This is a genomic window from Streptomyces sp. NPDC001663, assembly GCF_042893105.1.
In the GTDB taxonomy this organism is placed as follows: domain Bacteria; phylum Actinomycetota; class Actinomycetes; order Streptomycetales; family Streptomycetaceae; genus Streptomyces.
In genome coordinates this window covers 1-23,689 of the sequence record NZ_JBIAUR010000043.1, presented here as the reverse complement: position 1 = coordinate 23,689, position 23,689 = coordinate 1, and the positions used below count along the sequence as shown (strand labels likewise).

The 23,689-nt window shown below is 71.2% G+C and carries 22 protein-coding genes and 1 pseudogene; 16 read left to right on the top strand and 7 right to left on the bottom strand.

What is annotated here, in order from left to right; translation table 11 throughout:
• Positions 1-771, bottom strand: a 771-nt coding sequence (locus tag ACFY1L_RS55580) for an amidohydrolase family protein (protein ID WP_388843268.1), incomplete at its 3' end; no start/stop codon positions are given.
• A 177-nt stretch (positions 772-948) separates the two neighbouring features.
• Positions 949-1,572: a hypothetical protein gene (locus ACFY1L_RS55575; protein ID WP_388843266.1), complete on the bottom strand. Its 624-nt coding sequence runs from the start codon at positions 1,570-1,572 to the stop codon at positions 949-951.
• 167 nt (positions 1,573-1,739) lie between these two features.
• Here ACFY1L_RS55575 and ACFY1L_RS55570 point away from each other — a divergent pair, with 167 nt between their 5' ends.
• Entirely contained in the window at positions 1,740-2,324 is a 585-nt protein-coding gene (locus ACFY1L_RS55570; protein WP_388843264.1) for a TetR/AcrR family transcriptional regulator, read from the top strand.
• Positions 2,325-2,406: 82 nt separating this feature from the next.
• Here the strand turns inward: ACFY1L_RS55570 and ACFY1L_RS55565 are convergent, their stop codons facing one another.
• The 4 genes from ACFY1L_RS55565 to ACFY1L_RS55550 are packed head-to-tail and all read right to left on the bottom strand — an operon-like array spanning position 2,407 to position 7,819.
• A complete protein-coding gene (locus ACFY1L_RS55565) occupies positions 2,407-4,065 on the bottom strand; it encodes an ABC transporter substrate-binding protein (protein WP_388843262.1) in 1,659 nt (552 codons plus the stop codon).
• Positions 4,066-4,110: 45 nt separating this feature from the next.
• Positions 4,111-5,979 (bottom strand): dipeptide ABC transporter ATP-binding protein, encoded by a 1,869-nt coding sequence (locus ACFY1L_RS55560; protein ID WP_388843260.1) that lies wholly within the window; start codon positions 5,977-5,979, stop codon positions 4,111-4,113.
• Positions 5,976-6,854, bottom strand: coding sequence for an ABC transporter permease (locus ACFY1L_RS55555; RefSeq protein ID WP_388843258.1), 879 nt, complete (start codon positions 6,852-6,854; stop codon positions 5,976-5,978). Before ACFY1L_RS55555 ends, ACFY1L_RS55560 begins: the two co-directional genes overlap by 4 nt.
• Complete coding sequence (locus ACFY1L_RS55550; RefSeq protein ID WP_388843257.1) at positions 6,854-7,819, bottom strand: ABC transporter permease; 966 nt, start codon at positions 7,817-7,819, stop codon at positions 6,854-6,856. Before ACFY1L_RS55550 ends, ACFY1L_RS55555 begins: the two co-directional genes overlap by 1 nt.
• 222 nt (positions 7,820-8,041) lie before the next feature.
• Between ACFY1L_RS55550 and ACFY1L_RS55545 the strand changes: the two genes are divergently transcribed.
• A complete protein-coding gene (locus tag ACFY1L_RS55545) occupies positions 8,042-8,578 on the top strand; it encodes a GNAT family N-acetyltransferase (RefSeq protein ID WP_388843255.1) in 537 nt (178 codons plus the stop codon).
• A gap of 1,047 nt (positions 8,579-9,625) precedes the next feature.
• On the opposite strand, the gene ACFY1L_RS55540 is transcribed toward ACFY1L_RS55545, so the two are convergent.
• Entirely contained in the window at positions 9,626-10,270 is a 645-nt protein-coding gene (locus tag ACFY1L_RS55540) for a helix-turn-helix domain-containing protein (protein WP_388843253.1), read from the bottom strand.
• A 194-nt stretch (positions 10,271-10,464) separates the two neighbouring features.
• Between ACFY1L_RS55540 and ACFY1L_RS55535 the strand changes: the two genes are divergently transcribed.
• The 14 genes and pseudogenes from ACFY1L_RS55535 (at position 10,465) to ACFY1L_RS55470 (ending at position 23,622) form a co-directional block, all read left to right on the top strand.
• Positions 10,465-10,986 (top strand): flavin reductase family protein, encoded by a 522-nt coding sequence (locus ACFY1L_RS55535; protein ID WP_388843251.1) that lies wholly within the window; start codon positions 10,465-10,467, stop codon positions 10,984-10,986.
• The gene (locus tag ACFY1L_RS55530) at positions 10,983-11,867 is read left to right on the top strand and encodes an MBL fold metallo-hydrolase (protein ID WP_388843250.1); all 885 of its coding nucleotides are present in this window, start codon (positions 10,983-10,985) and stop codon (positions 11,865-11,867) included. The genes ACFY1L_RS55535 and ACFY1L_RS55530 overlap by 4 nt, the downstream gene beginning before the upstream one ends.
• Before the next feature lies 1 nt (position 11,868).
• Positions 11,869-13,089: an amidohydrolase family protein gene (locus ACFY1L_RS55525; protein WP_388843248.1), complete on the top strand. Its 1,221-nt coding sequence runs from the start codon at positions 11,869-11,871 to the stop codon at positions 13,087-13,089.
• Between the two features lie 109 nt (positions 13,090-13,198).
• Entirely contained in the window at positions 13,199-13,957 is a 759-nt protein-coding gene (locus tag ACFY1L_RS55520) for an ABC transporter ATP-binding protein (protein ID WP_388843246.1), read from the top strand.
• Positions 13,954-14,823 (top strand): ABC transporter permease, encoded by an 870-nt coding sequence (locus ACFY1L_RS55515; RefSeq protein ID WP_388843244.1) that lies wholly within the window; start codon positions 13,954-13,956, stop codon positions 14,821-14,823. The genes ACFY1L_RS55520 and ACFY1L_RS55515 overlap by 4 nt, the downstream gene beginning before the upstream one ends.
• 50 nt (positions 14,824-14,873) lie before the next feature.
• Positions 14,874-16,046 carry a hypothetical protein gene (locus ACFY1L_RS55510; RefSeq protein WP_388843242.1) on the top strand — a complete coding sequence of 391 codons (1,173 nt, stop codon included), beginning with the start codon at positions 14,874-14,876 and terminating at the stop codon, positions 16,044-16,046.
• Entirely contained in the window at positions 16,046-17,422 is a 1,377-nt protein-coding gene (locus tag ACFY1L_RS55505; protein ID WP_388843241.1) for an FAD-binding oxidoreductase, read from the top strand. Before ACFY1L_RS55510 ends, ACFY1L_RS55505 begins: the two co-directional genes overlap by 1 nt.
• Positions 17,419-18,204, top strand: coding sequence for a creatininase family protein (locus tag ACFY1L_RS55500; protein ID WP_388843239.1), 786 nt, complete (start codon positions 17,419-17,421; stop codon positions 18,202-18,204). The genes ACFY1L_RS55505 and ACFY1L_RS55500 overlap by 4 nt, the downstream gene beginning before the upstream one ends.
• 29 nt (positions 18,205-18,233) lie before the next feature.
• Positions 18,234-18,665, top strand: coding sequence for a cupin domain-containing protein (locus ACFY1L_RS55495; RefSeq protein WP_388843238.1), 432 nt, complete (start codon positions 18,234-18,236; stop codon positions 18,663-18,665).
• A gap of 2 nt (positions 18,666-18,667) precedes the next feature.
• Positions 18,668-20,212 carry an amidase gene (locus tag ACFY1L_RS55490; RefSeq protein WP_388843270.1) on the top strand — a complete coding sequence of 515 codons (1,545 nt, stop codon included), beginning with the start codon at positions 18,668-18,670 and terminating at the stop codon, positions 20,210-20,212.
• Positions 20,205-20,969 (top strand): cysteine hydrolase family protein, encoded by a 765-nt coding sequence (locus tag ACFY1L_RS55485; protein WP_388843236.1) that lies wholly within the window; start codon positions 20,205-20,207, stop codon positions 20,967-20,969. The genes ACFY1L_RS55490 and ACFY1L_RS55485 overlap by 8 nt, the downstream gene beginning before the upstream one ends.
• Positions 20,966-22,033 (top strand): acetamidase/formamidase family protein, encoded by a 1,068-nt coding sequence (locus tag ACFY1L_RS55480; RefSeq protein WP_388843235.1) that lies wholly within the window; start codon positions 20,966-20,968, stop codon positions 22,031-22,033. Before ACFY1L_RS55485 ends, ACFY1L_RS55480 begins: the two co-directional genes overlap by 4 nt.
• A gap of 128 nt (positions 22,034-22,161) precedes the next feature.
• A pseudogene (locus ACFY1L_RS55475) lies at positions 22,162-22,851 on the top strand (MFS transporter); the annotation flags it as partial.
• Positions 22,852-22,989: 138 nt separating this feature from the next.
• Positions 22,990-23,622, top strand: coding sequence for a response regulator (locus tag ACFY1L_RS55470; RefSeq protein WP_388843234.1), 633 nt, complete (start codon positions 22,990-22,992; stop codon positions 23,620-23,622).
• The last annotated feature ends 67 nt before the right edge of the window (positions 23,623-23,689 follow it).

The following is a 23,689-nucleotide window of genomic DNA, read 5'->3' as shown; positions in this document are numbered from 1 at the left end:
GTCATCGACAACCTCCTTGTCGGCGTGGGCGGTTGGGGCGGGCTCACCAGTCTGGTGGCGCCCCTTGAGGGGCTGTCCGTCGCACCGGTTCGGATTTGGCGCCCCCGGTCGCTCGTAGTCACCAGCCACGGCGTGCGCCGTGACGCGCAGGCCGAGTTCGTGCGCGGTACGGGTGATGGCCTGCAGTTCGGCCAGGGTGTACTGCGCGCTGCCGGGGTCCGAGCCGGCCGTGGTCATGCCGCCGGTGGCCATCACCTTGATGAGGTCGACTCCGTGCCGGGCCCGTTCCGTCACCGCGCGGGCGGCCTGCTCGGCGCCGTCCGCCTCGCCGCCGAGATACCAGCAGTGCCCGCCGGTGCGGGTGATGGGCGGTCCCGCGGCGACGATGTGCGGGCCCTCCTCGTGCTCCTGCCGCAGGCGCAGCGCCAGGTATCCGCGGTCACCCAGGTCACGCACGGTGGTGACGCCGGCGCGCAGGGCCTGGGCGGCATGCGTGCGCATACGGGCCAGGATCGTCGCGTCGTCGTCGCCGAGCATCTGCTTCTCGGTGTGGCCGCCGGGGTCGAACGCCAGATGGCTGTGGGCGTCGACCAGTCCGGGCAGCAGAGTGACGTCGCCCAGATCGGTCAGCGGCACCCCGTCGGGCGGGGCGGAGCCCGAAAGGTCGACGCCCGTGATCGTCCCGTCCTCGACGAGGACCATGACGGGGCCGTCGTGCACGGTGTGCCCGTCGAAGAGGCGGTGGGCGCGGACTGCTGAGCGGTGCTTCATGGTGACGGTCTTTCCCTTCGGCAGGTCTCCGAGGCCGAGAGCACGGGTGTCGGTGCTCGGTGTCGGTCGAAGCGGTCGGGGCGGACCGGGGGGGTATCGGCCCACCCCGACCAGCGGGGCACAGGCAGTGGGACAGTGGTGCGGTCCCGTGCCCCGCGTCCATGGCGCTCGCGCCGGTCACACGGCGAGCGTGTCCTTCGGTGCCGCGTCGTCCTCCTTGCGTCCGCCGGGGCGCCGGCCGAGCTTCTGCGCGATCTCGGCGCGCTTGTGCTCGCGCCTGGCCTTCGCCTCCTCCTTGCGGATCCGCTCGGCGGCCTCCTCCATGGCCTTCAGTTCGACTCGTACGGAGTCGGTCGGGCGGCGCTCGAGGACGGCGTCGTAGCGCATGGCCAGCAGGTCCAGGGCCTGGGGGTCGCTCTCCCTGACCTCGGTCATGAGGGCCGTGCCGCCGGGCGGGACGTGTTGGACGAAGGCGCCGACGGCGGTGGTGGCCTCCTCGGCCCGCTTGTAGTCGTAGCCTGAGCCGATCAGCGCGCCGACGCCCACGCCCATCAGGACGCCGAGGGGTCCGCCGAGGATGCCGACCAGCGAGCCGACCAGCCCCCCGACCGCCGTGTTGCGTCCCTCCTCGGTGTCCAGTCCCTCCGGGATACGCACCGCGCCGTCCTCGAGGCGCTCGATCAGAACGGCGGCACGGACCTCCGTCGTGGCGGGGCTGAGGTACTTCAGATCACTGAGCGCCTGGTAGGCGGTCGCACGATCGGCGAAACGCAGGATGACGGCGTTCTCGTTCACAGGCATGAGCTCTCCTTCGGCCGGCGGACCCGCAACAGGGCCAGGTCTGACAGGGGGCGGCTACGGCCCGTCCGCTTCGGCGGGACTTCCGCAGCCATCTGTGAGACAGTATGTATCGAAGAGAGGCTATGAGTCAATGCGTCTCACAAGTTGCCCGAGAAAGAGGTGTTCCGATGCTCCGGACCAACGACGATCCCCGCGCCCTGCGCAGCCGCGCGGCCGCCCTGGCCGCCGCCACCGAACTCCTCGTCGAAGGCGGCCCCGAGAACGTCACCCACGCCACCGTCGCCAAACGAGCCGGAATCGGTCGCGCCACCGTCTACCGGCACTGGCCCGACCAGCAGGCCCTCCTCCTCGACGCACTCGAGGGTGACGTCCGCCCCCTGCTCTCCTTCGACGACAGCCCCGTCCGCGACCAGCTGGTGACCCAGGCGGAACAGATGGCCCATCGGCTCAACCAGCCAAGCGCCGTGTCGATCCTCGCCACCATCGTCCAGCGGGCCGAGCGGGACGAGGATGCGCGGCGCCTCCGCGAGGAGATGGTCGGCCAAGCCGACGCAGACCTCACCCGCGCGCTGGCCGCCGCCGTGGCACGCGGTGAACTCCGCCCCGGCGCCCAGGAACACGCCAGGGATCTCATCGCCCGCATCATCGGACCGCTGCTCTTCGAGCGCTTCCTGCACGGCGTGCACCTTGAACAGGACCTGGTGGTCGGTCTGGTCGACGCAGCGCTCGCGCCCTGGCTGCCGAACACGTGACACGGCGGCACCTCCGGGGATGCGTGGCGAAGGCCCGGGTCGCCAGCCCGGGCCTTCGCATCGGATGGGCCGGGACGCCGGGTCAGGCGGTGGGCTTCAGCGAGAAGATCCAGCTGCCGTTGGACAGGTCGAAGGACGTGATGCCCGACTTGTCGAACGCGAGGCCCTTGCCCAGGGCGTAGACCTCGTCCTCGGTGAAGAGCGGGATGTAGGGGACCTGGTCGGCGACCTCGGTGAGGATCGTCTTGGCTGCAGTCCAGCGGGGGGCGCGAGGGCCCGCGATGGTGACAACCTGCTGGGCCTTGTCGACCTCGGGGGTGCTCCAGTTGGCGATGTTGATCTTCTGGGAGCCGATGTTGGCCTCGCCGACGAGTTTGCCCAGCAGCGGGGCGGGGTCCGGGTAGCTCGCCCCGAAGCCGAAGGGAAGGGTGATGCCCGTCAGTTCATGCTGGTAGAACTTGGCGTACCACTCGTTGGCGGTGACGGGCTTGGGGGTGATCTTCACGCCGAGCGGCCGCATGTTCCGCTGGAGGTTCAGGACGGTGAGTTCCTGCCAGGGGTAGTCCTTGACGTACTCGATGGTCGTCGAGAAGCCCTGCGGGTGTGCGGACTTGGCCAGTTCGGCCTTGGCCTTGGCCTCGCTGAGCTCGTACTGGGGCAGGTCGGACAGGAAGGCTTCCGCCGACTTCCGCGAGCCGGCCACGCCGGCCAGTTCCCCGGCCGGGACCAGCCCGGTCATCGGCCGGGCGTACGTGTCGAAGCCGGCCTTCATGATGCCCGAGATGTCGACCGAGTGGGCGACGGCCCGGCGGACGTGCACGTCGTCGAAGGGTGCGCGGGTGACGTCCATGGCGAGGAAGTCCTGGGACAGGGACGGGGAGGCGTAGACCGTCGCGTCCGGTATGGCCTTCCACTGGGCGACGCTCTTGCGGTTGGTGACGGGGCCGCCGTCTACCGAGCCGGAGCGAAGGGCGAGTTGGCGGGCCGTGTCGTCGGGGATGACGGAGAAGACGACCTTGTCCGCGGCCGGCCTCGTCCGGGTGTACTGCGGGTTGCGGACCAGGGTGATCTTCTCCGCTGTCTGGGAGGCGACCTTGTAGGGGCCCGTGCCGATCGGGGCGGTGCCGGCGTTGCCCAGGGTCTTGGCATGCGCCTTGGCGAAATCGGCGTCTTCGACGAGCGTCGCGAGGGCGATGCCGGCACGGGCCGTCGGGACGGGGGCCTTGAGCTTCACGGTCACTTCCAGCGGGCCCGTCACACTGACGCTGCTCACCTTCTGGCCGAGGGCGGCGGTCTGTGCCGTTTCGGCGGTGAAGTGCTCGATGCTCCAGGCGACGTCCTGTGCCGTCATTTCCTTACCGTTCGAGAACTTCACCCCCGACCGGAGCCGGTAGACGAGGGTGGTGGTGTTCGGCTGGGCCACCGAGGACGCGAGGTTCGGGGTGAACTCACCGGTGCTGGAGACCCGTTCCAGGGGCTCCGTGACGAGTGACATGACGGCGCCGGTCGAGTTGTTGTCGTAGCTCTTGGCGTAGTCGAGCGACGCGGGCGCATTGGGCAGCGCCCAGTCGACCACGGGTATGGGTTTGTCGGTCGTTCTCTTCGTCCCCGTGGTCGCGGTGTCGTTGTCACTGGTGCAGGCGGTGGCGGCGACGGTGGTGAGGGCGGTGAGGATCGCGGCGGACAGCATCGTCCGCCGTGAGAGAGGCCTGACGGGTCGGCCGGGCACGGTGGGGGGCATTCTGTTTCCTGCTTCCGTTCTGTGCGGGGGGTGTCTGAGCAGGGCTCAGCTCTCGCCCGGAGTCGAGGCGAGAAGGCGCTGGGTGTGGGGGTGGCGGGGGGAATCGAGGAGGGCCGCGGTCTCGCCGCTCTCGACGATCTCGCCGCCGCGCAGCACGAGGGCGCGGTCGGTCATCTGGCGGACGACCGACAGGTCGTGGGTGATGAGGATCAGGCTCGTGCCGTACTCGGCGCGGACCTCGCGCAGCAGTTGAAGGATCTGGGCCTGTACCGACACGTCGAGCGCCGTGACGGGCTCGTCGCAGACCAGCAGCTTGGGGCGGACCGCCAGCGCGCGGGCGATGGCGACCCGCTGCCGCTCGCCGCCGGACAGCGCGCCCGGGTGCTTTCGCGCGTACGAGGCCGGTAGGCCCACGCGCTCCAGCAGCTCCGCCGGCCGCTGCGCAGGATCGGCGCCCGCTGCGACCGCCTCACGCAGGGTCGCACCGATGGTGAGCCGTGGATTGAGGGAGGAGTACGGGTCCTGGAAGACCATCTGCACCAGTCGCCGCACCTTGCGGTGATCGTTCCGGCTCAGCCTGCCGTAGTCGCCGAGATCGATGTCGCCGAGCCGGATCGTGCCCCTGGTGGGCGTGGTGAGGCCCAGGACGCAGCGGGCGAGGGTGGTCTTGCCGGAGCCGCTCTCGCCGACGACGCCCAGCGATTCGCCCTCGCGGAGCGAGAACGAGACCTCGCGCAGGGCCGAGGTGCCCGTCGTCGTCCTTCGCGGCCGGATGAGTGACGTCGTCCTTCCGTACGTCTTGGTGACGCCCTCGACGACAAGGAGCGGGTCGCCGCCGGGGGCGGGGGGAGGCGTACCCGGGGCGGCGGGGCCGCTCAGGCGGACGCGGAGCTCGTCGTCGATCTCGCCGATCCGTACGCACGCGGATCGCCGCTGTGCCGACCGGGGAGTCAACTCCGGGCGCGTTGCCGTACAAGGAGGGCGCCGCCACTCGCACCGGTCGGCGAAGGCGCAGGTCTCGGCGACGCTGTCGGCGGCCGGTACCTGGCCGGGCAGGGAGACCAGGCGGTCCACGAAATGGGAGACGGGAGGTTCGGCCAGCATCAGGCCGAGGCTGTAGGGGTGTCGCGGCGCGTCGGCGAGCGCGGCGGCCGGGGCGTCCTCCACCACGGAGCCGGCGTACATGACCAGCACCCGGTCGCAGACGGAGAACGCGACGCGCAGGTCGTGGGTGATGAGCACGAGGGCCATGCCACGGTCGGCCCGCAGTCGTCGCAACAGCGCGAGAACCTCTGCCTGGGTCGTGGTGTCGAGGGCCGTCGTCGGCTCGTCCGCGACGAGCAGGTCCGGGTCCCGCGCCAGCGCCGCCGCGATCGCGACGCGTTGCCGCATGCCGCCGGAGAGCTGGAACGGGTAGCGGCCTGTGACCGTCTCCGGGTCCAGTCCCACCTCGCGCAGGCGGCGCGAGACCTCCGTGGCGGCTCTCGCCCGGTCGCGACGCATCTGCGGGGACAGCGATTCCCGCAGATGCGTCTCGACGGTCTGCAGCGGATTCAGTGCGGTGAACGGGTCCTGCAGCACCATGGCCACCCGGCTGCCGCGCAGGGGACGCAGCTCCCGCTCCCCTCTGCCCAGCAGCTCGATCCCGTCGAACAGGACCTCGCCCTCGGCCCGCAGTCCATCGGCGAGTACGCCCATGACGGCGCGGGCGGTCAATGTCTTGCCACTGCCGGACTCGCCGACGACACCGAGGGTCTCGCCGGGTGCGAGGTCGAAGCCGATGTCGCGGACCAGGGTCCGTAGGCCCTGGGAGCGGTCCGGGTGCGCGTACACGTGCAGATGGCGTACCGACAGCAGGGCACCACCGGCCTCCCGGTCCGCACGCACCCGGCGGGTCTGTCCGTCGTCCGTCATCGTCGGTCCGTTCCGGCGGTACTGCGGTCGTACACCCAGTCCCCCAGGAGCGTGGCACCGGTCGCGGCGATGGCGATCATGAGGCCGGGTGCGAGAGACATGTACGGGTTGACGGCGAGCAGGCTCTGGCCCTGGCGCAGCAGTTCGCCCCAGTCGGGCGTGCCCGGCGGCACCCCGAGCCCCAGATAGGAGAGGCCGGACAGGCTGATCAGCGCTCCGACGAAGTCGAGAAGGGCGGTCGCCACGACGGTGGGCAGGATGTTCGGCAGAATGTGCCGGAACATGACACGCCAGTCGGGAAGCCCCAGGATCCGGGCGGCTTCGACGTAGGGCAGACGGGCCTGTACGAGGGTCGTGTTGCGGCAGAGGCGGATCTGCGCCGGCAGGGACAGCAGGGTGACGACCGCGACGGCGAACCAGTAGCCGTCACCCGCCATCCCGACCACCACGACGACCAGCAGCAACGCGGGAAGGACGTAGAGCAGGTCGGCGAACCGGTTCGTCACGGCGTCGAGAAGACCGCCGCGGTACCCGGCCGCCACGCCGAGCAGAACGCCCAGCAGCAGCGCACCCACCGCCACGCACAGCGGGCCGACCACGGCGGTGCGCGCGCCGGCGACCACCTGGGACAGGACATCACGCCCCAAGTCGTCCGTGCCGAGCCAGTGCCCGTCGCCCGGACCGGCCGCACCGCGCATCAGATCCTGGTGCCCTGGGTCGTACGGCGCCACCCAGTCGCCCGCCACCACCAGCAGCACGACGACGGCGACGCCTGACGCGGCCAGCGCCACCAGCGCGGGAGCACGGAAGCGCCTCGACACCTCCCGCGCGTCGGCGGTGCCCGGAGCGGGGACCGGGTCCGGGGGGTTCGGCATCAGCCCTCCCCAGCCGTGTGCAGGCGGACCCGCGGGTCGAGAAGGAACCCGAGCAGGTCGACGAGCAGGTTGACCAGGACCACCAAGGCGCCTATCAGCAGCGCGAGCGCCTGGACGACCGGTACGTCCTCGGAGGTCACCGCCGACAGCAGGAGCGAGCCCGCTCCGGGCAGGGAGAACACCTGCTCGATGAAGATCCCGGCGCTGAGCGGTGCGATGAGGAGCATCCCGGCGCTGGTGAGCACCGGGGGCGCGCAGTTGCGCAGCACATAGCCGATGAGCACGCGGCGCGGGCCGAGGCCGCGGAGCCGGGCGAAGGTGATGTAGTCCTGCCGTAACACCGTCAGGGTGGCTGCCCTGGCCTGCCGGACGACGACGGCCGACAGCACGGTGGCCAACGCCACGGCGGGCAGCGTCAGGTGCGTCACCCGGTCGGCGAACCCGTCCCCCGCCCCGTACACCGGGAACCAGTCCAGGGCGACGCCGAAGACGTAGAGCAAGACGATGGACAGGGCATAGACCGGAGCGCCGAAACCGGAGGTGGCCAGCAGCGAGATGATCCGGTCGGCCGTCCGGCCGTGGCGGATGCCCGCGATCACACCCAGAGGGACGCCCAGCAGCAGGACGAGCAGCAGGCAGTAGACCGCCAGTTCAGCGCTGAGCGCCAGCCGGCCGTAGATCATGTCCGCGACCGGTGTCCCCGGCTGGACGGAGATCGACCGGCCGAAGTCGAGGCGGACGGCGTCGGAGAACCAGTGCAGGTACTGCAGAGCGAAGGGGTCGTCGAGGTGGTACCGGCCACGCAGTTCGTGCACCAGCTCCGGCGTCGCCGGCCGGGTGCCGAGCAGGGTCTGGATCGGTGAACCCGGGCTCGCGGCCAGCAGGGCGAAGACCAGGAAGCTGAGGATCAGCAGGACCAGCAGCCCACCGCTGAGCCGTCTGAGGACGAAGGTAGCGACGCTCAATGTTCACGCCTGTCACGCAGTGCCGGATGTGGGGAGGGCGGCGATCGGCGCCGGACATCGCGGACACCCGGAACCTTATGATCCGGCTGTGCGACGAGACAAGAGCTTGAAGCTTTGAGTACCGTAGTCGCACAAGTCGCTCACGAGGCCGCAACCTCCTTGATGGCCATGGGACTTGACTCGTCCACCGCATCCCACCTCCCTCCGTCGATCGGAAGCGCCATGCTCAGTCACGCCGTCGCCGAAGGGGCCGAGCTCCGCGTCCTCGAACCCTGGCGGGCAGAGGAGTTCTACGAATTCGTCGTACGCTCCGGCTCCCATCTCGCCCCCTGGATGCCCTGGGCGACGGATATCGACGAGCCGGCCAAGGCCGCGCAATGGCTGCAGGGTTACGCCGACGACCAGGCCCGGGACGGCAGGCGGGTCTACGGCATCTGGCTCGACGACCTGCTCGTGGGGGGAGCGGGGTTCGCCACGTTCGATGCACGGACCGGAAACTGCTCGTTGGGAGCATGGCTCGCGCCGGAGGCGCGCGGCCGCGGTTTGGTGACACGGGCCACCCGCCTGATGACCGAGTGGGCGCTCGACGCCCGGGGCATGTCCCGCGTCGAGTGGTCGGCGGCAACCGGGAACACACCCAGCCTCGCGGTGGCGAAACGACTCGGCATGGAGCGCGAGGGGGTGCTGCGCTCGGCCCTGTCCCTGGGTGGCGTCCGACACGATGTGGAGGTCTGGTCGCTGGTCGCCGACCGGAAGTGACGGGACAGCAGGTTCGAGGCGGGTCGGTTGGCCACTCCCTCCTTCGTACGGCTGGGCCGACGCGTCGCGTCACGGCGGTACCCCGGCGCCAGGCCCGTACAGGACTCGGGAGAAGCTGGGGATCAACGGTGTCTCACACCCCCCAACGTCAAAGGAGAGACCCGAAGACGACGAACCGTCCGACGCGAGGGAATCCGTCCCGCAGGACCCTGGTGAGCACGACCGTGCTGAGCAGTTTCGCCCCGGCCGCGGGCACCACCGGGACTGCGTGGCCGGCGTCCGCCGACGAGCCGGCCCGCACCAGCCGAGCGGCAACCCCCGAGTCGTACACCGCGACAGTCGTCGCCCCTGGTGGCGGCCCCGCCCCCACAGTCCGTGTGCACGTGCTCAGGATCGGCCCGGGATGCGGCCACCGTGCTGGTGCTGGCGCCGGGGATGTTCGGGGCCGCCAACGACTTCCGGCTGATGGCGAGGGATCTGGTCGCGTCCGTGCCCGGGGTGCAGGTGTGGGCGTTCGACCGTCGGGAAGAGAACCTGGCGGATCGGGCCGGGTTCGGCGGCTCTGACCCTGCCGTCTACTACCTCGACGGTCACTATCGATCCCAGGATCCGGCGGCCTCCACCTTCGCCGCCGGGTGGGGGCTCTCGCTCACCCTCCGCGACCTCCGCGGCCCGCCCGGGCCGACGGCACCCGGCGCGTGGTGCTCGGTGGGCACTCCTGGGGTGCGACCACCGCACTGGCGTATGCCGCCTGGGACATCGCGGGGCACCCCTGCTTCGAGGCACGGTCCTGGAGGGGCCCGCAAGGTCGCGGCCGGCTCCCGGGTGCCGTCGGCGTCTACGAGTCGCACAACGACATGAACCACCTGGACCCACTGTTCGCCGAGACGGACCACAACACGGCTACGCACAGCCTCGCGGAGTTCCTGCGCATCTCTCCTTCGCGCCCCCTGAGGCGAGCCGAACCGAGACGACGCGGGGCGTCCGCTTGCCTCAGCCGGATGCCCTGTGGCCGGACACCTGTGAACTCGTCCGGCCATGTCTGCGTCAGGGGTGGCGGTCGGCTTCCCCCGTCGCGTTCTGGACGGTGAGGAGCCGTACCCGTGAACCGTCACCGACCGCGCGCCAGCGGTGGGGAGTCCCACCTCGGTAGTAGATGCTGTCTCCCGGCCCGAGTACGTGGAGACGGGGGCCGTCCGCGGTCTGCAGGTCGATCTCGATCTCGCCTGCCACGACGTAGACGAACTCGTCTCCGGGGTGGTCGAAGTACTCGCCGAACCGCTCTCCGACCCCGGTGTACTCCACGGGGTGGACGGAGTAGGCAGGGGCCCCGAGCATGCGCGCCGTTCCGCCGCCGCGGTTGGCCACGGGCAGCCCCTCGCCCGATCGCACCAAGTGGACGGAGTCGGCCGAGGTGCCGGGATGGGGCACCGCCGCCACGGTCATGAGTGCCTGCTGGGTGGTGCCGAGGGCGCGGGCGATGCGGTGCAGGGATGACATGCTCGGGCGGGTCAGCCCCCGCTCCAGCTGGCTGAGGAACGGGTGGGAGAGCGCGGCGCGCTCGGCCAGTTGGACGAGGGTCAGGCCTCGTTCCTTGCGCAACTTGCGGATTGCGCTGCCGAGTTCGGCGCGCAGGGGCGCGTCCGTGTCCCCGGCGGCGGGGGACGTGCTGTGGGCGGGTTGGGCCGGCATGGCAGGAATCCTAAGGGGCGAGGTCGGCGGGCCGTTGAGGTCCCAAAGGCGGCCAGGGAGAGGTTTTACGCCAGTGAAACACCGAGGCCCTACGCTCAATGTTGATGACACGAACATTCTAGGTGTCGTCGAGTCCATCGAGTCGCACGGGTCGTACGTGCCTCCTCGTCCCGCCCAGTCCCAAGGGAGCCCCCATGGCCGCGGCCACCTCCGACCGTTTCGTCGCCTGCCCGCCGGACTCCGCCTTCCTCGACGCGATGGCCGCCCTGGCCGGGGGCGTCTGTGTCGTCACCGCTCTGACCTCCGAGGGGCGCCCGGTCGGTTTCACCAGCACCGCAGTGATGAGTCTGAGCCGCGAACCGCAGCTGCTGGCCATCGGGGTGGGCCGCGGCGGGCGTTCGCTGCCCGCGCTGCTCGGTGGTCGCAGGTTCGCGTTGAACATCCTGCACTCCGGCGGCGAGCATGTCTCCCGGCGCTTCGCGGACCGCACCGCCGACCGGTTCGCGGACCTGGAGTGGTCGGCCGAGGAGCGCGGCGGGCTGCCGCTGCTGCTCGCGCACAGCTCGTACACGGTGCTGTGCCGCGTCACACGCGACCTCCCGGCCGGGGACCACCACCTGATCGTCGCGGCCGTCGAGGACGTGGTGACCGGAACCGGCGGACCGACCGCGCTCGTGCACCACGACCGCCGCTACCACGCGCTCGGTGCCGCGTGAGCGGCCCCGACTGGTTCCAGGTCGCCGAGACCGGCCCAGGCGCCTTCGTGATCGGCGAGCCCGGCCACGTCAACAGCTACCTCCTGCTCGGCGACGAGAGGGCCCTGCTCTACGACACGGGAATGGGCATCGCCGACATCGGCGAGCAGGTGCGGCGGCTGACCGGACTGCCGCTGCTGGTCGTCAACTCGCACCATCACTTCGACCACCGCGGCGGCAACGCCTCCCTGGCCGCACACGCCGAGGACATCGCCGTACACCCCGCCGGGGCCGCCCTGCACACGGCTCCGGCCCCGTACGAGTGGCTGGAGGCGTACGCGCACCTCGCGCACGACCTGCGCAAGCGGTACGAGGAGTTCCACGCCCTGGACGCCGGCGGTTTCTTCCTGACGGACTCCCGTGTCGAGGTGCGGCCGGTCCCCGACCTGGCCGACTGGCGCATCGAGGCCGTACGTCCCACCCGGCTGCTGCACGAAGGAGACGTCGTCGATCTGGGCGGGCGTCGCCTGGAGGTGCTGCACACCCCGGGGCACTCCCCGGACGGCATCTGCCTGTGGGAGCCGGAGGCCGGGCTGCTGCTGGCCGGGGACACGCTGATCAGCGGTACCTTCTTCGCCCATGTGCCGGGCGCCGACGTGGCCGCCTTCGCCGACTCGACACGCCGCCTCGCGGAGTTGCCCGTCACCACCGCGCTGCTCGGCCACAACCTGCGGCACCGCGAGTCGGCGGACTTCGTGGGCCGGGTCGCCGAGGCGTTCGCGGCCGTACGGGACGGCCGAACCCGCCCGTACGCCTCCACCGACATGTTCGGCGTCCCCGTACGCCGTCATGACTTCGACGGTTTCGCGGTGCTCACCGCGCCGCACGGAACGGACGGCTGACATGCCACCTCTACTGCTACGCGGTGCGCGGCTGCCCGACGGAGACGTCCGTGACCTCCTGCTCGACCCGGACAGCGGTCTCGTCGCCCGGGTCGCCCCACCCGGCCTGCTTCCCCCCGGCCCCGAGGAACTCGACCTGACCGGGTATCTGCTCCTGCCCGCCCCCGCGGAACCGCACGCTCACCTGGACAAGGCCCTGACCTGGGACCTGGCGGGCGCCCTGCCCGGCGACCTGCCCTCGGCCGTCACCGCCTGGCGCGCGTACGCCGCGCGGGTCACCGAGGAGGACGTGTTCCAGCGCGCCGGGCGGGCGGTCGACGAGCTGTGTGCGAACGGGGTGACGGCCGTCAGGACCCACGTGGATCTCCTGACGGACGACGGCAGCTACAGCACCGGTGATCCACTGCGCGGCCTGCGCGCCCTGCTCCGGCTGCGCAGACAGCTCCGAGGGCGGGTACGGCTCCAGATCGCCGTCCTACACATCGACGCCCCGGACGAGCTGCTGCACCAGGCGCTCGACCTCGGCGCGGACCTGCTGGGCGGCTGCCCCCATCTGTCCGCCGACCCGGCCGCGTCCGTGGAACGCACCCTGCGTATCGCCGCCGAGCACCATGTGGGGGTCGACCTGCACGCGGACGAGACCCTCGACCCGGGCGCGGGGGACCTGCGCCTGCTCGCCGGTGCCGTGCGGGAGCGTGGCTTCGTGCCGGGCGTCACCGCGAGTCACTGCGTCAGCCTGGGCGCGGTGGAGCCGGACGAGGCGGCGCGCACGGCCAAGGAGGTCGCGGACGCCGGGATCGGCGTGGTGGCCCTCCCGCTGACGAACCTCTACCTCCAGGGCCGCGACCGGCCGTCGTCCACCCCGCGCGGGCTCACCGCGGTACGCGCGCTGCTGGACGCGGGCGTACGGGTCGCGGCCGGTGGTGACAACATCAGAGACCCGTTCAACCCCGTGGGCCGGGCGGATCCTCTGGAGACCGCGTCCCTGCTGGTCACGGCCGGTCATCTCGCCCCGGACGAGGCGCTGCACGCGGTCACCGCGGGCGCCCGCACCGTCCTCGGCCTGCCTGCGGCGGGACCGCACGAGGGTGCTGTCGCCGATCTTCTGGCGGTGCGCGCGCAGACCGTGTCGGAGGCTCTCGGCGCGTCCTGTCCCGAGCGGCTCGTCTTCGCCGGCGGGCGGCTGGTCAGCCGTACGTCGGTGGTCCGCCAACTCTACTGAGGCCGGTCACCTCCCGGTCCTGACGAATGGATACGGCCATGACACTGGCCGGAAACAATCGATGTTCATGCTATCAACATTCCGCACTGTGGCACTGAAGGGAGCTGATGTGCCGACCATCGCCGAAGAGACGCTCGACGCGACGCTGCGATTCGAGAGCGTCGACAAACACTTCGCCAACGGAACCACCGCCCTGACCGGCCTCGAACTCTCCATCGCCCCAGGTGAGTTCGTCGCCGTCGTCGGCCCCTCGGGCTGCGGCAAGTCCACCCTGCTCCGCCTCGCCTCCGGCCTGGACACCGCTTCCGGCGGCACGGTCCACGCCCCCACCGACTCGGTCGGCTATGTGTTCCAGGACCCGACCCTGTTGCCCTGGCGCACCGTCCTCGCCAACGTCGAGCTCCCCGCTGAACTCACCGGGACCCCGAAGACCGAACGGCGCGAGCGGGCGCTGGACGCCCTTCGGCTGGTGGGCCTGGAGGGCTTCGAGAAGCAGTTGCCGGGGCAGTTGTCCGGCGGCATGCGGATGCGCGTGTCCCTGGCCCGCGCCCTCATGACCCGGCCCTCGCTGTTCCTCCTCGACGAACCGTTCGGCGCCCTCGACGAGATGACCCGCCTGCGCATGCAGGAGGAACTCCAGCGCATCTACGCCGAGACCGGCTTCGCCGCCCTGTTCATCACCCACTCGGTGACCGAGGCCGTCTTCCTGGCCGGCCGGGTCGTCGTGATGTCGGCACGCCCCGGGCGGATCACCGCCTCCTTCGACGTCCCCTTCCCTCATCCCCGCCCGGCCGAGCTGCGATACGACCCCGAGTTCGGCCGTATCGCCGGCGAGGTCTCGGCGGCTCTGCGAGGAGGCCTCCAGTGAGCGCCGACATCACCGCCCCGGCCGAAGTGGCCGTAACGGCACCGCAGTTGACGAAGACCGCGCGGCAGGCCCGCCGACGCCGGATCCGGCCCTCCACTGTGCTCACCCCGCTCGGCTCGCTCGGCGTGGCCCTCGGCCTCTGGTACGCCGCGAGCTATCTGCTGCTCAGCCCCGCCCGGCGGTTCCTCGTCCCGCCCCCGCAGCAGGTGCTGACCGTGTCCTTCCTCGACTGGGCCCATCTGCAGCCGATGCTCCAGGCGCTGTGGCTCACGGCGCAGGTCGCGCTCGTCGGGCTGCTCATCGCCTCCGCGCTGGGGGTGACGGCGGCGGTGCTGATGAGCAGGGCCCGCTGGCTGGAGCGCTCCCTGTACCCGTACGCGGTCGTGCTGCAGACCGTGCCGATCCTCGCGATCGTGCCGCTGATCGGCCTCTGGTTCGGCTTCGGCTTCACCAGCCGGGTGGTCGTCTGTGTCCTGATCGCCCTCTTCCCGATGATCGCCAACACCTTGTTCGGCATCCAGTCGGTCGACCGCGCCCACCACGACCTGTTCACCCTCCAGCGGGCGGGCCGCTGGGCCCGCCTGCGCAAGCTCGAACTGCCCGCCGCCCTCCCCTCGGTCTTCACCGGTCTGCGCACCTCCTCCGGCCTGTCCGTGATCGGCGCGATCGTCGGTGACATGTTCTTCAAGCAGGGCGAACCCGGCATCGGGACCCTGCTCGACGTCTACCGCTCCCGGTTGCAGTCCGAGGACCTGTTCGCCGCGATCATCCTCGCCTCGTTCTTCGGCGTCGCGGTCTTCGCCGCTTTCACCCTCGTGGCCCGGCTCGCCGTGGGCTCCTGGCACGCCTCGGCCGACCGGCCGTAGCCCGCTCCCGCCTCTCCCTCCTCCTCACCCGTCCCTCTGGGAGTTCAGTCATGCCCTCTTCCGCCAGACGCGCCGCCATCGCGGGCGTTTCCTCAGCAATCGCCCTGGTATCGGTCACCGCCTGCGGCGGTGGCTCCACGGCCTCCACCGGCTCCGCCGGCAAGCTCCAGGCGGCTCCCGCCGCGCAGAACCTGGCCGGCGTCTGCCCCAAGACGGTCGTCGTCCAGGTCGACTGGGAGCCCGAGGCCGAACACGGCCCCCTCTACAACCTCGTCGGTCCCGGCTACACCGTCGACACCAACAAGAAGCGGATCACCGGACCGCTGGTCATCGGGGGCAAGGACACCGGCGTCGACATCCAGATCCGGGCCGGCGGCTCCGCCATCGGCTACCAGACCGTCCCCTCGCAGATGTACGTCGACAAGAGCATCACCCTCGGCACGGTCACCACCGACGTGGCGATCACGGCGTCCGCCAAGCAGCCGGTCACGGCCGTCGCGGCACTGATGAAGAAGAGCCCGCAGGTCCTGATGTGGGACCCCGCCACCCACCCCGACTGGAAGACGATCGCGGACATCGGAAAGTCGAACGCGAAGGTCGTCTACGTGGACGGCAGCACCTACGCCACCATGCTGGTCGACAAGGGCCTCATCAAGAAGAGCCAGTTGGACGGCAGTTACGACGGCGCGCCCGCCCGCTTCGTGTCCAACCCCGGCATCGCCCAGCAGGGCTTCGCCACCGCCGAGCCGTACATCTACCAGCACGAGGTGTCGGCCTGGAAGAAGCCGATCAAGTACCAGCTGCTCGCGGACGTCGGCTACAACGTCTACCCGGAAGCCCTCTCGGTGCGCAGTGGCGAGCTGAAGTCGCTCAGCCCCTGCCTGAAGAAGCTCGTTCCCGTCCTGCAGCAGTCGGCCGCCGACTACGCGGCCAAGCCGTCGGAGACGGTCAAGCTCATCAGCGACCTGGTGCAGCAGTACAACACCGGCTGGGTCTACTCCGAGGGCACCGGCACCTTCGCCGCGAAGCAGATGGTCAAGCTCGGCATCCTCGGCAACGAGGCCGACGGAAGCGTCGGGAGCTTCGACACGAAGCGCGTCGCCTCCGCTCTCAAGACCTTCACCCCCCTCGTCGAGCAGAGCGGCGCCAAGGTCAAGGCGGGCCTGATCGCGCAGGACCTGGCGACCAACGAGTTCATCGACCCCTCGATCGGACTGAAGTGATGAGCACCGGAAACCTGACCGCACTCACCGAACTCGTCGAGGACGGACGGGCTCCGGGCACGACGGAACGCCGGCCCACGCCCGGGATCGAGGAGTTCTGCGCCGAGGCCACCGAACTCCTCGGCGCCGACGGGGTGATCCGCGACCCGGCAGCGCGGGAGAAGGCCTCCTGCGACTGGGCGCACATGTCGCCCATCCTGTCCACACGCCTTCCCGCCGGACACGCCGAGGTCGTCCTGCGCCCCACCTCCCACGAGCAGATCCCGGGCATCCTGGCCCTGGCCCACCGCCACCGCATCCCCCTCACCCCGCGCGGCAAGGGCACCGGCAACTACGGCCAGGCGATCCCCCTGTACGACGGCGCAGTCCTCGACCTCACCGGCTGCGGCCGGATCCTCGACGCCGGTGACGGCTGGATCCGCGCCGAGGCCGGGGCGAGGATGTCCGACCTCGAAGGCCACGCCCGCTCCCTCGGCCAGGAGCTGTGGATGTTCCCGTCCACCTTCGGCACCACGGTCGGCGGCTTCCTCTCCGGCGGAAGCGGCGGCACCGGGTCCCTCGTGCACAAGACCAACAGCGACGGTTTCGTACGGGAGTTGACGGTCGTACCGTGCACGGCGGACGCCGAGCCCTTCACCGTCCGGGACGCGGAGGCACTGCCGTACATCCACGCCTACGGCACCACCGGGATCATCGCCACCGCGACCGTACGGCTCCAGCGGGCCCGCACCTGGACGGGCCTGTTCGCGGCCTTCGCCGACTGGGCGTCCGCCACCGCCGCGCTGTCGGCGCTCGTACGCCTCGAACCGGCACCGCGCCTGGCCTCGCTGGACGAGGCCGGCCTCGTGGGGGTCTACCGGCCCGACCCGGCGCTGGACCCCACGGCCCTGAGTGTGCGCGCGATCATTGAGGAGGAGGCGGTCGACCAGGCACGGGCGATCGTCCGGTCGCACGGCGGCAGTGTCCTCGACATCCGGCCCGCACCGGACGGACCCGCGCTGATCAGCTCGATGTCCTTCAACCACCCCACCTACCACCTGATGAAGGCCGAGGACGGCTGGTTCCACCTGGAGATCGGCGGCGACGTCCTGCTCGGCGACACCACCGAGATCCGGAAGGTCTTCCCGGACACCCTGCTCCACCTGGAGGGCATGCGCTCCGGCACCGTCGGCATGCTCATGGCCCGCTACCAGGACGAACAGACCGTGTACGCCGGCACAGCCGCCCTGGAAGCCCTGGGCGTCCGCGTGCACAGCCCGCACAACTGGTACGTCGACCGCCGCCTCGACCTCGTACGGGAGACGGCCCGCACCGCCGACCCGCTCGGCCTGCTCAACCCCGGCAAGATTCCCGCCACTTCGCAGGAGACGCCGTGACCTTCACCCGGTTCATCGACCTCAGCGGCCCGGAGATCGAGCGGTTCGGCGAGGACACCGTGGCCGTGCTGCCGGTCGGCGCGATCGAGCAGCACGGGCCCCATCTGCCCGTCGCCACCGACTACTACATGGCCGAAGCCGTCGCCGAGGGAGCTGCCCGGCTCGCGGGGGAGAGCTGCGACGTCACGCTGCTGCCGGGCCTCGCCTACACCAAGTCCGACGAACACGCCTGGTCCGCGGGCACGCTGTGGCTCAGCGCCCGCACCCTGCTGTCCGTCCTCGACGACCTCGGCCGCTCCCTGGCCGCAGGGCCCATCCGGCGGCTGGCCTTCCTCAACGGGCACGGCGGCAACAGCGCCTTGCTCGGCGTCGCCCTGCGCGAACTGCGCACCCGCCACGGCCTACGCACCTTCCTGCTGCACGCCTCCCTCCCCGCCGACCAGGGCGGCACGTCCCCGGCCGCGGAGTTCGGCATGGGCGTGCACGGCGGTCTGAAGGAGACCGCCGCCATGCTCCATCTCCACCCGGACCTGGTGGACATGACCAAGGCGCGCCGCAGCGTCCCCGAACACCTCACCTCGTACGAGCACATCGGCTTCGGCAAGCCGGTCTCCTTCGGCTGGACCAGCGACGACTTCGCCACCGGCAACGGTCTCATCGGCGATCCCACGGGAGCCACGCCCGAACTCGGCCGCAAGCTCGTCGACGCCTCCGTCTCCGCGGCCGCCGCCGCGTTGCGCGAATGCGCGCGCTTCCTGCCCGACCGTCCCTTGACCTCCTAGACCGCTCTTGACTTTCCAGGGATCCCGCCATGACCGACGCCCCGCTGCACACCCCGCTGCGTGACATCACCGCGCATCACATCACCGCCGGCGACACCGTCAAGCTCGCCGTCCTCACCGGCCCCCGGGACGGCTCGCCCACTACGGTCGTCTTCGAGGTCTGGGAACCGGGCGGCGCCCAGCCCCTCAACTGGCACCCCGAGTCCGTCGAGACGTTCGTCGTCCTCGCCGGCCACGGCCGCGCCGCCAGCGACGAGCACGAGCGCGATCTCGCCCCCGGCGACGTCCTGGTACTGCCCGTCGGCTCCAAGCACCGCATCGTGAACACGTCCGCCACCGAACGCCTCTACACCCTCACCGTGATGGCCCCCGACGAGGGCTTCGCGGATCTCATCGAGCGTGGACCGGTCGCCGCCCTGGACGAGCAGGATCTGGCCGTGCTGCGAGCGGGAACGCCGTGAGCATGGATCTCCTCGCCGCCTTCTGGGCCTACGAACAGGCGCTCGCCGCCAACGACTTGACCGGGCTGGACCACTGGTTCCTCGACGCGCCCGACACCCTGCGCGCCGAGGGCGACAACGTCCTGGTGGGCCACACCGCCATCGCCGACTTCCGGCGGGGGAGGGGAGGGGCTCCCGCCCGGGTGGTCGAGCGGGTGCACGTGGTCCGTCCGGCGGCGGGGGTCGCGGTCGTGACCGCCGAGACACGGCGGCAGGACGGCACGCGCGGGCTCCAGACGCAGGTGTGGCAGCACACGGACGCCGGGTGGCGGATCGCCGCCGCGCACGTGAGCGCCGTAGCCGCATCGACGCTCGCGCCGGACGACCCGAGCGACCCGGCGGTGTGGCGTGCGGCCGGGCCCCTGGTGGCCTCCACCGGACAAGGCCCGCTGGCGCAGGTCCGCACCGCCGTGAAGGACCTGTTCGCCGTCGCGGGACAGCGAGTGGGCGCGGGCAACCCGGCGTGGCTGGCCGAGGCCCGCACGGAGCCCGAACACGCGGACGCCGTACGGCAGTTGCTCGACGCCGGCGCCGAACTCACCGGCATCGCCCAGACCGACGAACTCGCCTTCAGCCTCGCCGGCACCAACCTGCACTACGGCACCCCCGCCAACCCCGCCGCACCCGGCCGGATCACCGGCGGCTCCAGCAGCGGCCCGGCCGCCGCCGTGGCCCGCGGCTGGGCGGACCTGGGGCTGGCCACCGACACCGCCGGCTCGATCCGCGTGCCCGCCTCCTACTGCGGCCTGTACGGCTGGCGGCCCACCCACGGCGCCACCCCCAACGGGGGCCTGCTGGCGCTGGCGCCCTCCTTCGACACCGCCGGACTCCTGGCCCCCGACCCCGTCCTGCTGCGGACGGCGGCCGAGGCGCTGCTGACGCCGGGCGACACCACCGTACCGATCACCGCATGCATCGTGGACGAGGAACTGGTGTCGCTCGCCGAACCCGAGGTCCGCGCCTCCTTCGAGGCCGCCTGCCGGGCACTGACCCTGCGTACGGCGCTACCCCTGACGCCTGCCCGCACCGGAGCCGTCGAACACCTTCAGGAGTGGTTCGCCGCCTTCCGCACCGTCCAGTCCGCTGAAGCCTGGGAGCAGCACGGCGCGTGGATCACCCGTCACCCGGGCGCGCTCGCCCCGGACGTCGCGGCGCGCTTCGAGAACGGACGCCGGGTGAGCGCGGCCGAGCGGACGCAGGCGGAACAGGTCCTGTCCGACGCGCGGAAGGCGCTGGACGCCGTACTTCCGCCCGGGACCGCCCTGTTGCTGCCCGCCACGAGTGGCCCCGCCCCGCTCGCCGACGCGCCGCCCGAGGAGATGGAGGCCATCCGTGCCGCCACCCTCCGCCTGACCTGCCTCGCCTCCCTGGCCGGACTCCCGGCGGTCGTCGCCCCGCTGCTGCGGGTGCGCTCGTTGCCCGTGGGCCTGTCCGCGCTGGGCGCCCGCGGCACCGACCGAGCACTGCTGGACTTCATCACCGATTCGAGGAACCCCGCGCATGCCTGAGGCCCACGGCCTGATCGGGCCCAACCCCCGCAACGCCTGGCGGGCGCACGGCAAAACCGTCGTTCTGGCCCGCCCCCACCGCGACCCGCACCCGGTCACCGTCGAGGCACTCCCGCAGACCGTGACCGCCGACCTCGCCGCGACCGCGCTGATCGTCGTCGACATGCAGAACGACTTCTGCTCGCCCGACGGCTGGCTCGCCTCCATCGGCGTGGACCTGACCCCCGCGCGTGCCCCGATCCCGGTCATCGCCGGCCTGCTGCCCCCGCTGCGCGCCGCCGGCGTCCCCGTCATCTGGCTCAACTGGGGCAACCGCCCCGACCGGGCCAACCTCCCGCCCGGCGTTGTGCACGTCTACGACCCGGACGGCACCGGCGGCGGCATCGGCGCCCCGCTCCCGGGCGGCCGGGTACTGGAGCAGGGCAGCCCCTCGGCCGCGATCGTCTCCGAGCTGGAGACCGCGGACGGCGACCTCCACATCTCCAAGTACCGGATGAGCGGCTTCCAGGACACCGAGCTGGACAGCGTGCTGCGCAACCTGCGGGTCGACACCCTGCTGTTCGCCGGCGTCAACGCCGACCAGTGCGTCCTGGCCACCCTCATGGACGCCGCGAACCTCGGCTACGACGTCCTCATGGTCCAGGACGCGGTGGCCACCACCTCGCCCGCGTACTGCATGGACGCCACCCTCTACAACGTCCGCCAGTGCTTCGGCTTCACCCTCGGCTCCGAGGCCCTGCTGGAGGCACTGAAGTGAACCTCCTCCAACCCGGACTCGGCCCCCTGGACGGCGACCACTACCTCCCCGCCGACCCGGCCCGCGTGCACTGGGGCCTGCTGCCCAACGCCACCGCAAAACCGGCGCTGACCATCCGCTCGGGCGAGACCGTCACCTTCGACACCATCAGCCACGAAGGCATCCTCGAAGACCAGGGCCGCGACCCGGCCGCCTTCTTCGGGGCGGCCGGCATCGCCGCGAACGGCCTGCTGCACGACGCCGTCGAACTGGCCGCCTCCGCACGCGAACACCTGCCGCAGACGCACGGCCCGCACGTCGTCACCGGACCCGTGGCACTGCACGGCGCACGGCCCGGCGACGTACTGGAGGTCGAGGTCCTGACCCTGCTCCGCCGCACTCCCTACGGGGTGATCAGCAACCGGCACGGCAAGGGGGCCCTGCCCGGCGAATACCCGCAGACACCCCTGGGCGAGCCGGTCAGCCTGGTCGCGACCGTGGGCGAGGACGGCAGGGGGCGGCTCCCGGTGGGCGACGGCCGCCAACTCGCCTTCCCGCTCCGCCCGTTCCTGGGCATCATGGGCGTCGCCCCGGCCACCGAATCCCCCGTCCACTCCGTCCCGCCGGGCCCGCACGGCGGCAACCTCGACGTCCGCCACCTCGGCACCGGCGCCCGGCTCTTCCTCCCCGTCCAGGTCCCCGACGCCCTCTTCTACGTCGGCGACCCGCACTTCTCCCAGGGCGATGGCGAAGTCGCCCTCACCGCCTTCGAGGCCCCCCTGCGCGCCACCCTCCGCCTCACCGTCCACACGGACCCGGCCACCCGCTCCCTGGCCGCCCGGCTGCGCGCACCCTTCGCGGAAACGCCGTCCGAGCACATCGTGCTGGGCCTCGACCGCGACCTCGACGAGGCACTGCGCAACGCCGTACGCGACGCACTCACCCTCCTCACCGACCGGTACGGCGTCCCCGGCCCCGTCGGCCTCGCCTACCTCAGCGCGGCCGCCGACTTCCACGTCTCCCAGGTGGTCGACATCGTCAAGGGCGTCCACGGCCGCATCTCCAAGGCGGACCTGATGTGCTGAACCGTTGTCGGCCGAGGGCTGAGCTGACGATTACGGCCGGTGAATTTCACGCATGAAGTTGAGAGTTGTACTTATTGAGCTCCGTCTTCCGGTATAGCGTGACTACGAGCGGATGATCAACGTCCGCACTGCCGCTGCGGGTCCTGCTCGACCGCAACCGCGGCGCCTCCTTCATCTCTGTTCTGATCACCGGCGCCGGCATGTTCGGTGTCTTCCTGTTCCTGACCTACTACCTCCAGCAGAGCCTGGGCTACACGCCTATCAAGACCGGGCTGGCCTTCCTGCCCATGGTCGCCGCTCTCATGCTCGCTTCAACCCTTGCCACCACCGTGCTGATCCCCCGTATAGGCCCCAAGGCGATCGTGCCGCTGGGTATGGGGCTCGCCGCCGCCGGCATGGTCTGGCTCACCGCCCTCGACCTGAACAGCAGTTACGCCACCGACATCATGCCCCCGCTGGTCGTGGCGGGTCTCGGCCTCGGCCTTGTGATGGCCCCGGCCATGAGCCTGGCCACCGCGGGCGTGGGTGCCGAGGACGCCGGCGTCGCCTCCGCCGCCGTCAACACCATGCAGCAGGTCGGCGGCTCCCTCGGCACCGCCCTGCTCAACACCCTCTTCTCCAGCGCCGTCACCGACTACCTCGACGGCAGGAACCCGGCGGACCCGGCCGTCCAGGCCCAGGCCGGCCTGGACGGCTACTCCACCGCCTACTGGTGGTCGGCCGTCTTCTTCGCCGTCGGCCTGGTCATCAGCATCGTCCTGTACCGCCGCGGCGTACCCACCCAGGACCCCGACGCCGCACCCGTCGTCCACATGTAGCACCCCGACCGGGCCCGCGACCGCCCCCACCCTCCGAGGCGGCCCGCCGCAAACCCGGCGGGCCGCCTCGGCCCGGTGCCCCAAGCACCGTCGTCGATGACGTCGCATCCCCCACACCCGGCAAGGAGAACGACCGGCATGGTCTCCGTACTCATCGTCAACGACCAGTCCCTGCAGCGACTCGGCCTCCGGATGCTCCTGACCGCCGAGCCCGACCTGACCGTCGTCGGCGAAGCAGTCAGGGGAGCCGAGGCGGTCCGCCTGAGCACCGCACTCCGTCCCGACGTTGTCCTGATGGCCACCCCTTCTCCCGACACGGACGGCATCGAGGCCATCCGACGCATCACCCGACCCGTACGCCTTCTCCCCGACGTCCCCGACTCCGCCAGAGCAGACTGGATCCCGCCCCGCGTCCTGGTCCTGGCCTCAACCAGCCGCGAGGGACACGCCCACGCCGCCCTGCGCGCCGGAGCCGGCGGATTCCTCCCACACAACGCCAGCCCAGACCAACTCGCCGCCGCCATCCGCATCGTCGCCGCCGGAGACGCCGTCATCACCCCCGGCCTGACCCGCGCACTCATCGACACCGTCCGCCAACAGCGCACCCCCGACCCCCTTGAGCAGCACACCGGGTCCGACACCTTCACCGGACGCGAACGCGACGTCCTCCTCGCCGTCGCCTCGGGCTGGTCCAACGCCGAGATCGCCGCCCGGCTGTCCATCGCCCCGACCACCGTCAAGTCTCAGAAGCTGTTGCCTTTTCGATCTTGAGCGGTGGCGGTCGAACGCGGGTTCCCGGTCGGGTGATCCTGCCCTGGCGAGGGCATGAGGAAGGGAC

Excerpts from the sequence above, each read along its gene's own strand:
- ACFY1L_RS55575 (WP_388843266.1), bottom strand. The coding sequence starts at position 1,572 with ATGCCTGTGAACGAGAACGCCGTCATCCTGCGTTTCGCCGATCGTGCG.
- ACFY1L_RS55570 (WP_388843264.1), top strand. The coding sequence starts at position 1,740 with ATGCTCCGGACCAACGACGATCCCCGCGCCCTGCGCAGCCGCGCGGCC.
- ACFY1L_RS55565 (WP_388843262.1), bottom strand. The coding sequence starts at position 4,065 with ATGCCCCCCACCGTGCCCGGCCGACCCGTCAGGCCTCTCTCACGGCGG.
- ACFY1L_RS55560 (WP_388843260.1), bottom strand. The coding sequence starts at position 5,979 with ATGACGGACGACGGACAGACCCGCCGGGTGCGTGCGGACCGGGAGGCC.
- ACFY1L_RS55555 (WP_388843258.1), bottom strand. The coding sequence starts at position 6,854 with ATGCCGAACCCCCCGGACCCGGTCCCCGCTCCGGGCACCGCCGACGCG.
- ACFY1L_RS55545 (WP_388843255.1), top strand. The coding sequence starts at position 8,042 with ATGCTCAGTCACGCCGTCGCCGAAGGGGCCGAGCTCCGCGTCCTCGAA.
- ACFY1L_RS55540 (WP_388843253.1), bottom strand. The coding sequence starts at position 10,270 with ATGCCGGCCCAACCCGCCCACAGCACGTCCCCCGCCGCCGGGGACACG.
- ACFY1L_RS55535 (WP_388843251.1), top strand. The coding sequence starts at position 10,465 with ATGGCCGCGGCCACCTCCGACCGTTTCGTCGCCTGCCCGCCGGACTCC.
- ACFY1L_RS55525 (WP_388843248.1), top strand. The coding sequence starts at position 11,869 with ATGCCACCTCTACTGCTACGCGGTGCGCGGCTGCCCGACGGAGACGTC.
- ACFY1L_RS55510 (WP_388843242.1), top strand. The coding sequence starts at position 14,874 with ATGCCCTCTTCCGCCAGACGCGCCGCCATCGCGGGCGTTTCCTCAGCA.
- ACFY1L_RS55505 (WP_388843241.1), top strand. The coding sequence starts at position 16,046 with ATGAGCACCGGAAACCTGACCGCACTCACCGAACTCGTCGAGGACGGA.
- ACFY1L_RS55495 (WP_388843238.1), top strand. The coding sequence starts at position 18,234 with ATGACCGACGCCCCGCTGCACACCCCGCTGCGTGACATCACCGCGCAT.
- ACFY1L_RS55490 (WP_388843270.1), top strand. The coding sequence starts at position 18,668 with ATGGATCTCCTCGCCGCCTTCTGGGCCTACGAACAGGCGCTCGCCGCC.
- ACFY1L_RS55485 (WP_388843236.1), top strand. The coding sequence starts at position 20,205 with ATGCCTGAGGCCCACGGCCTGATCGGGCCCAACCCCCGCAACGCCTGG.
- ACFY1L_RS55470 (WP_388843234.1), top strand. The coding sequence starts at position 22,990 with ATGGTCTCCGTACTCATCGTCAACGACCAGTCCCTGCAGCGACTCGGC.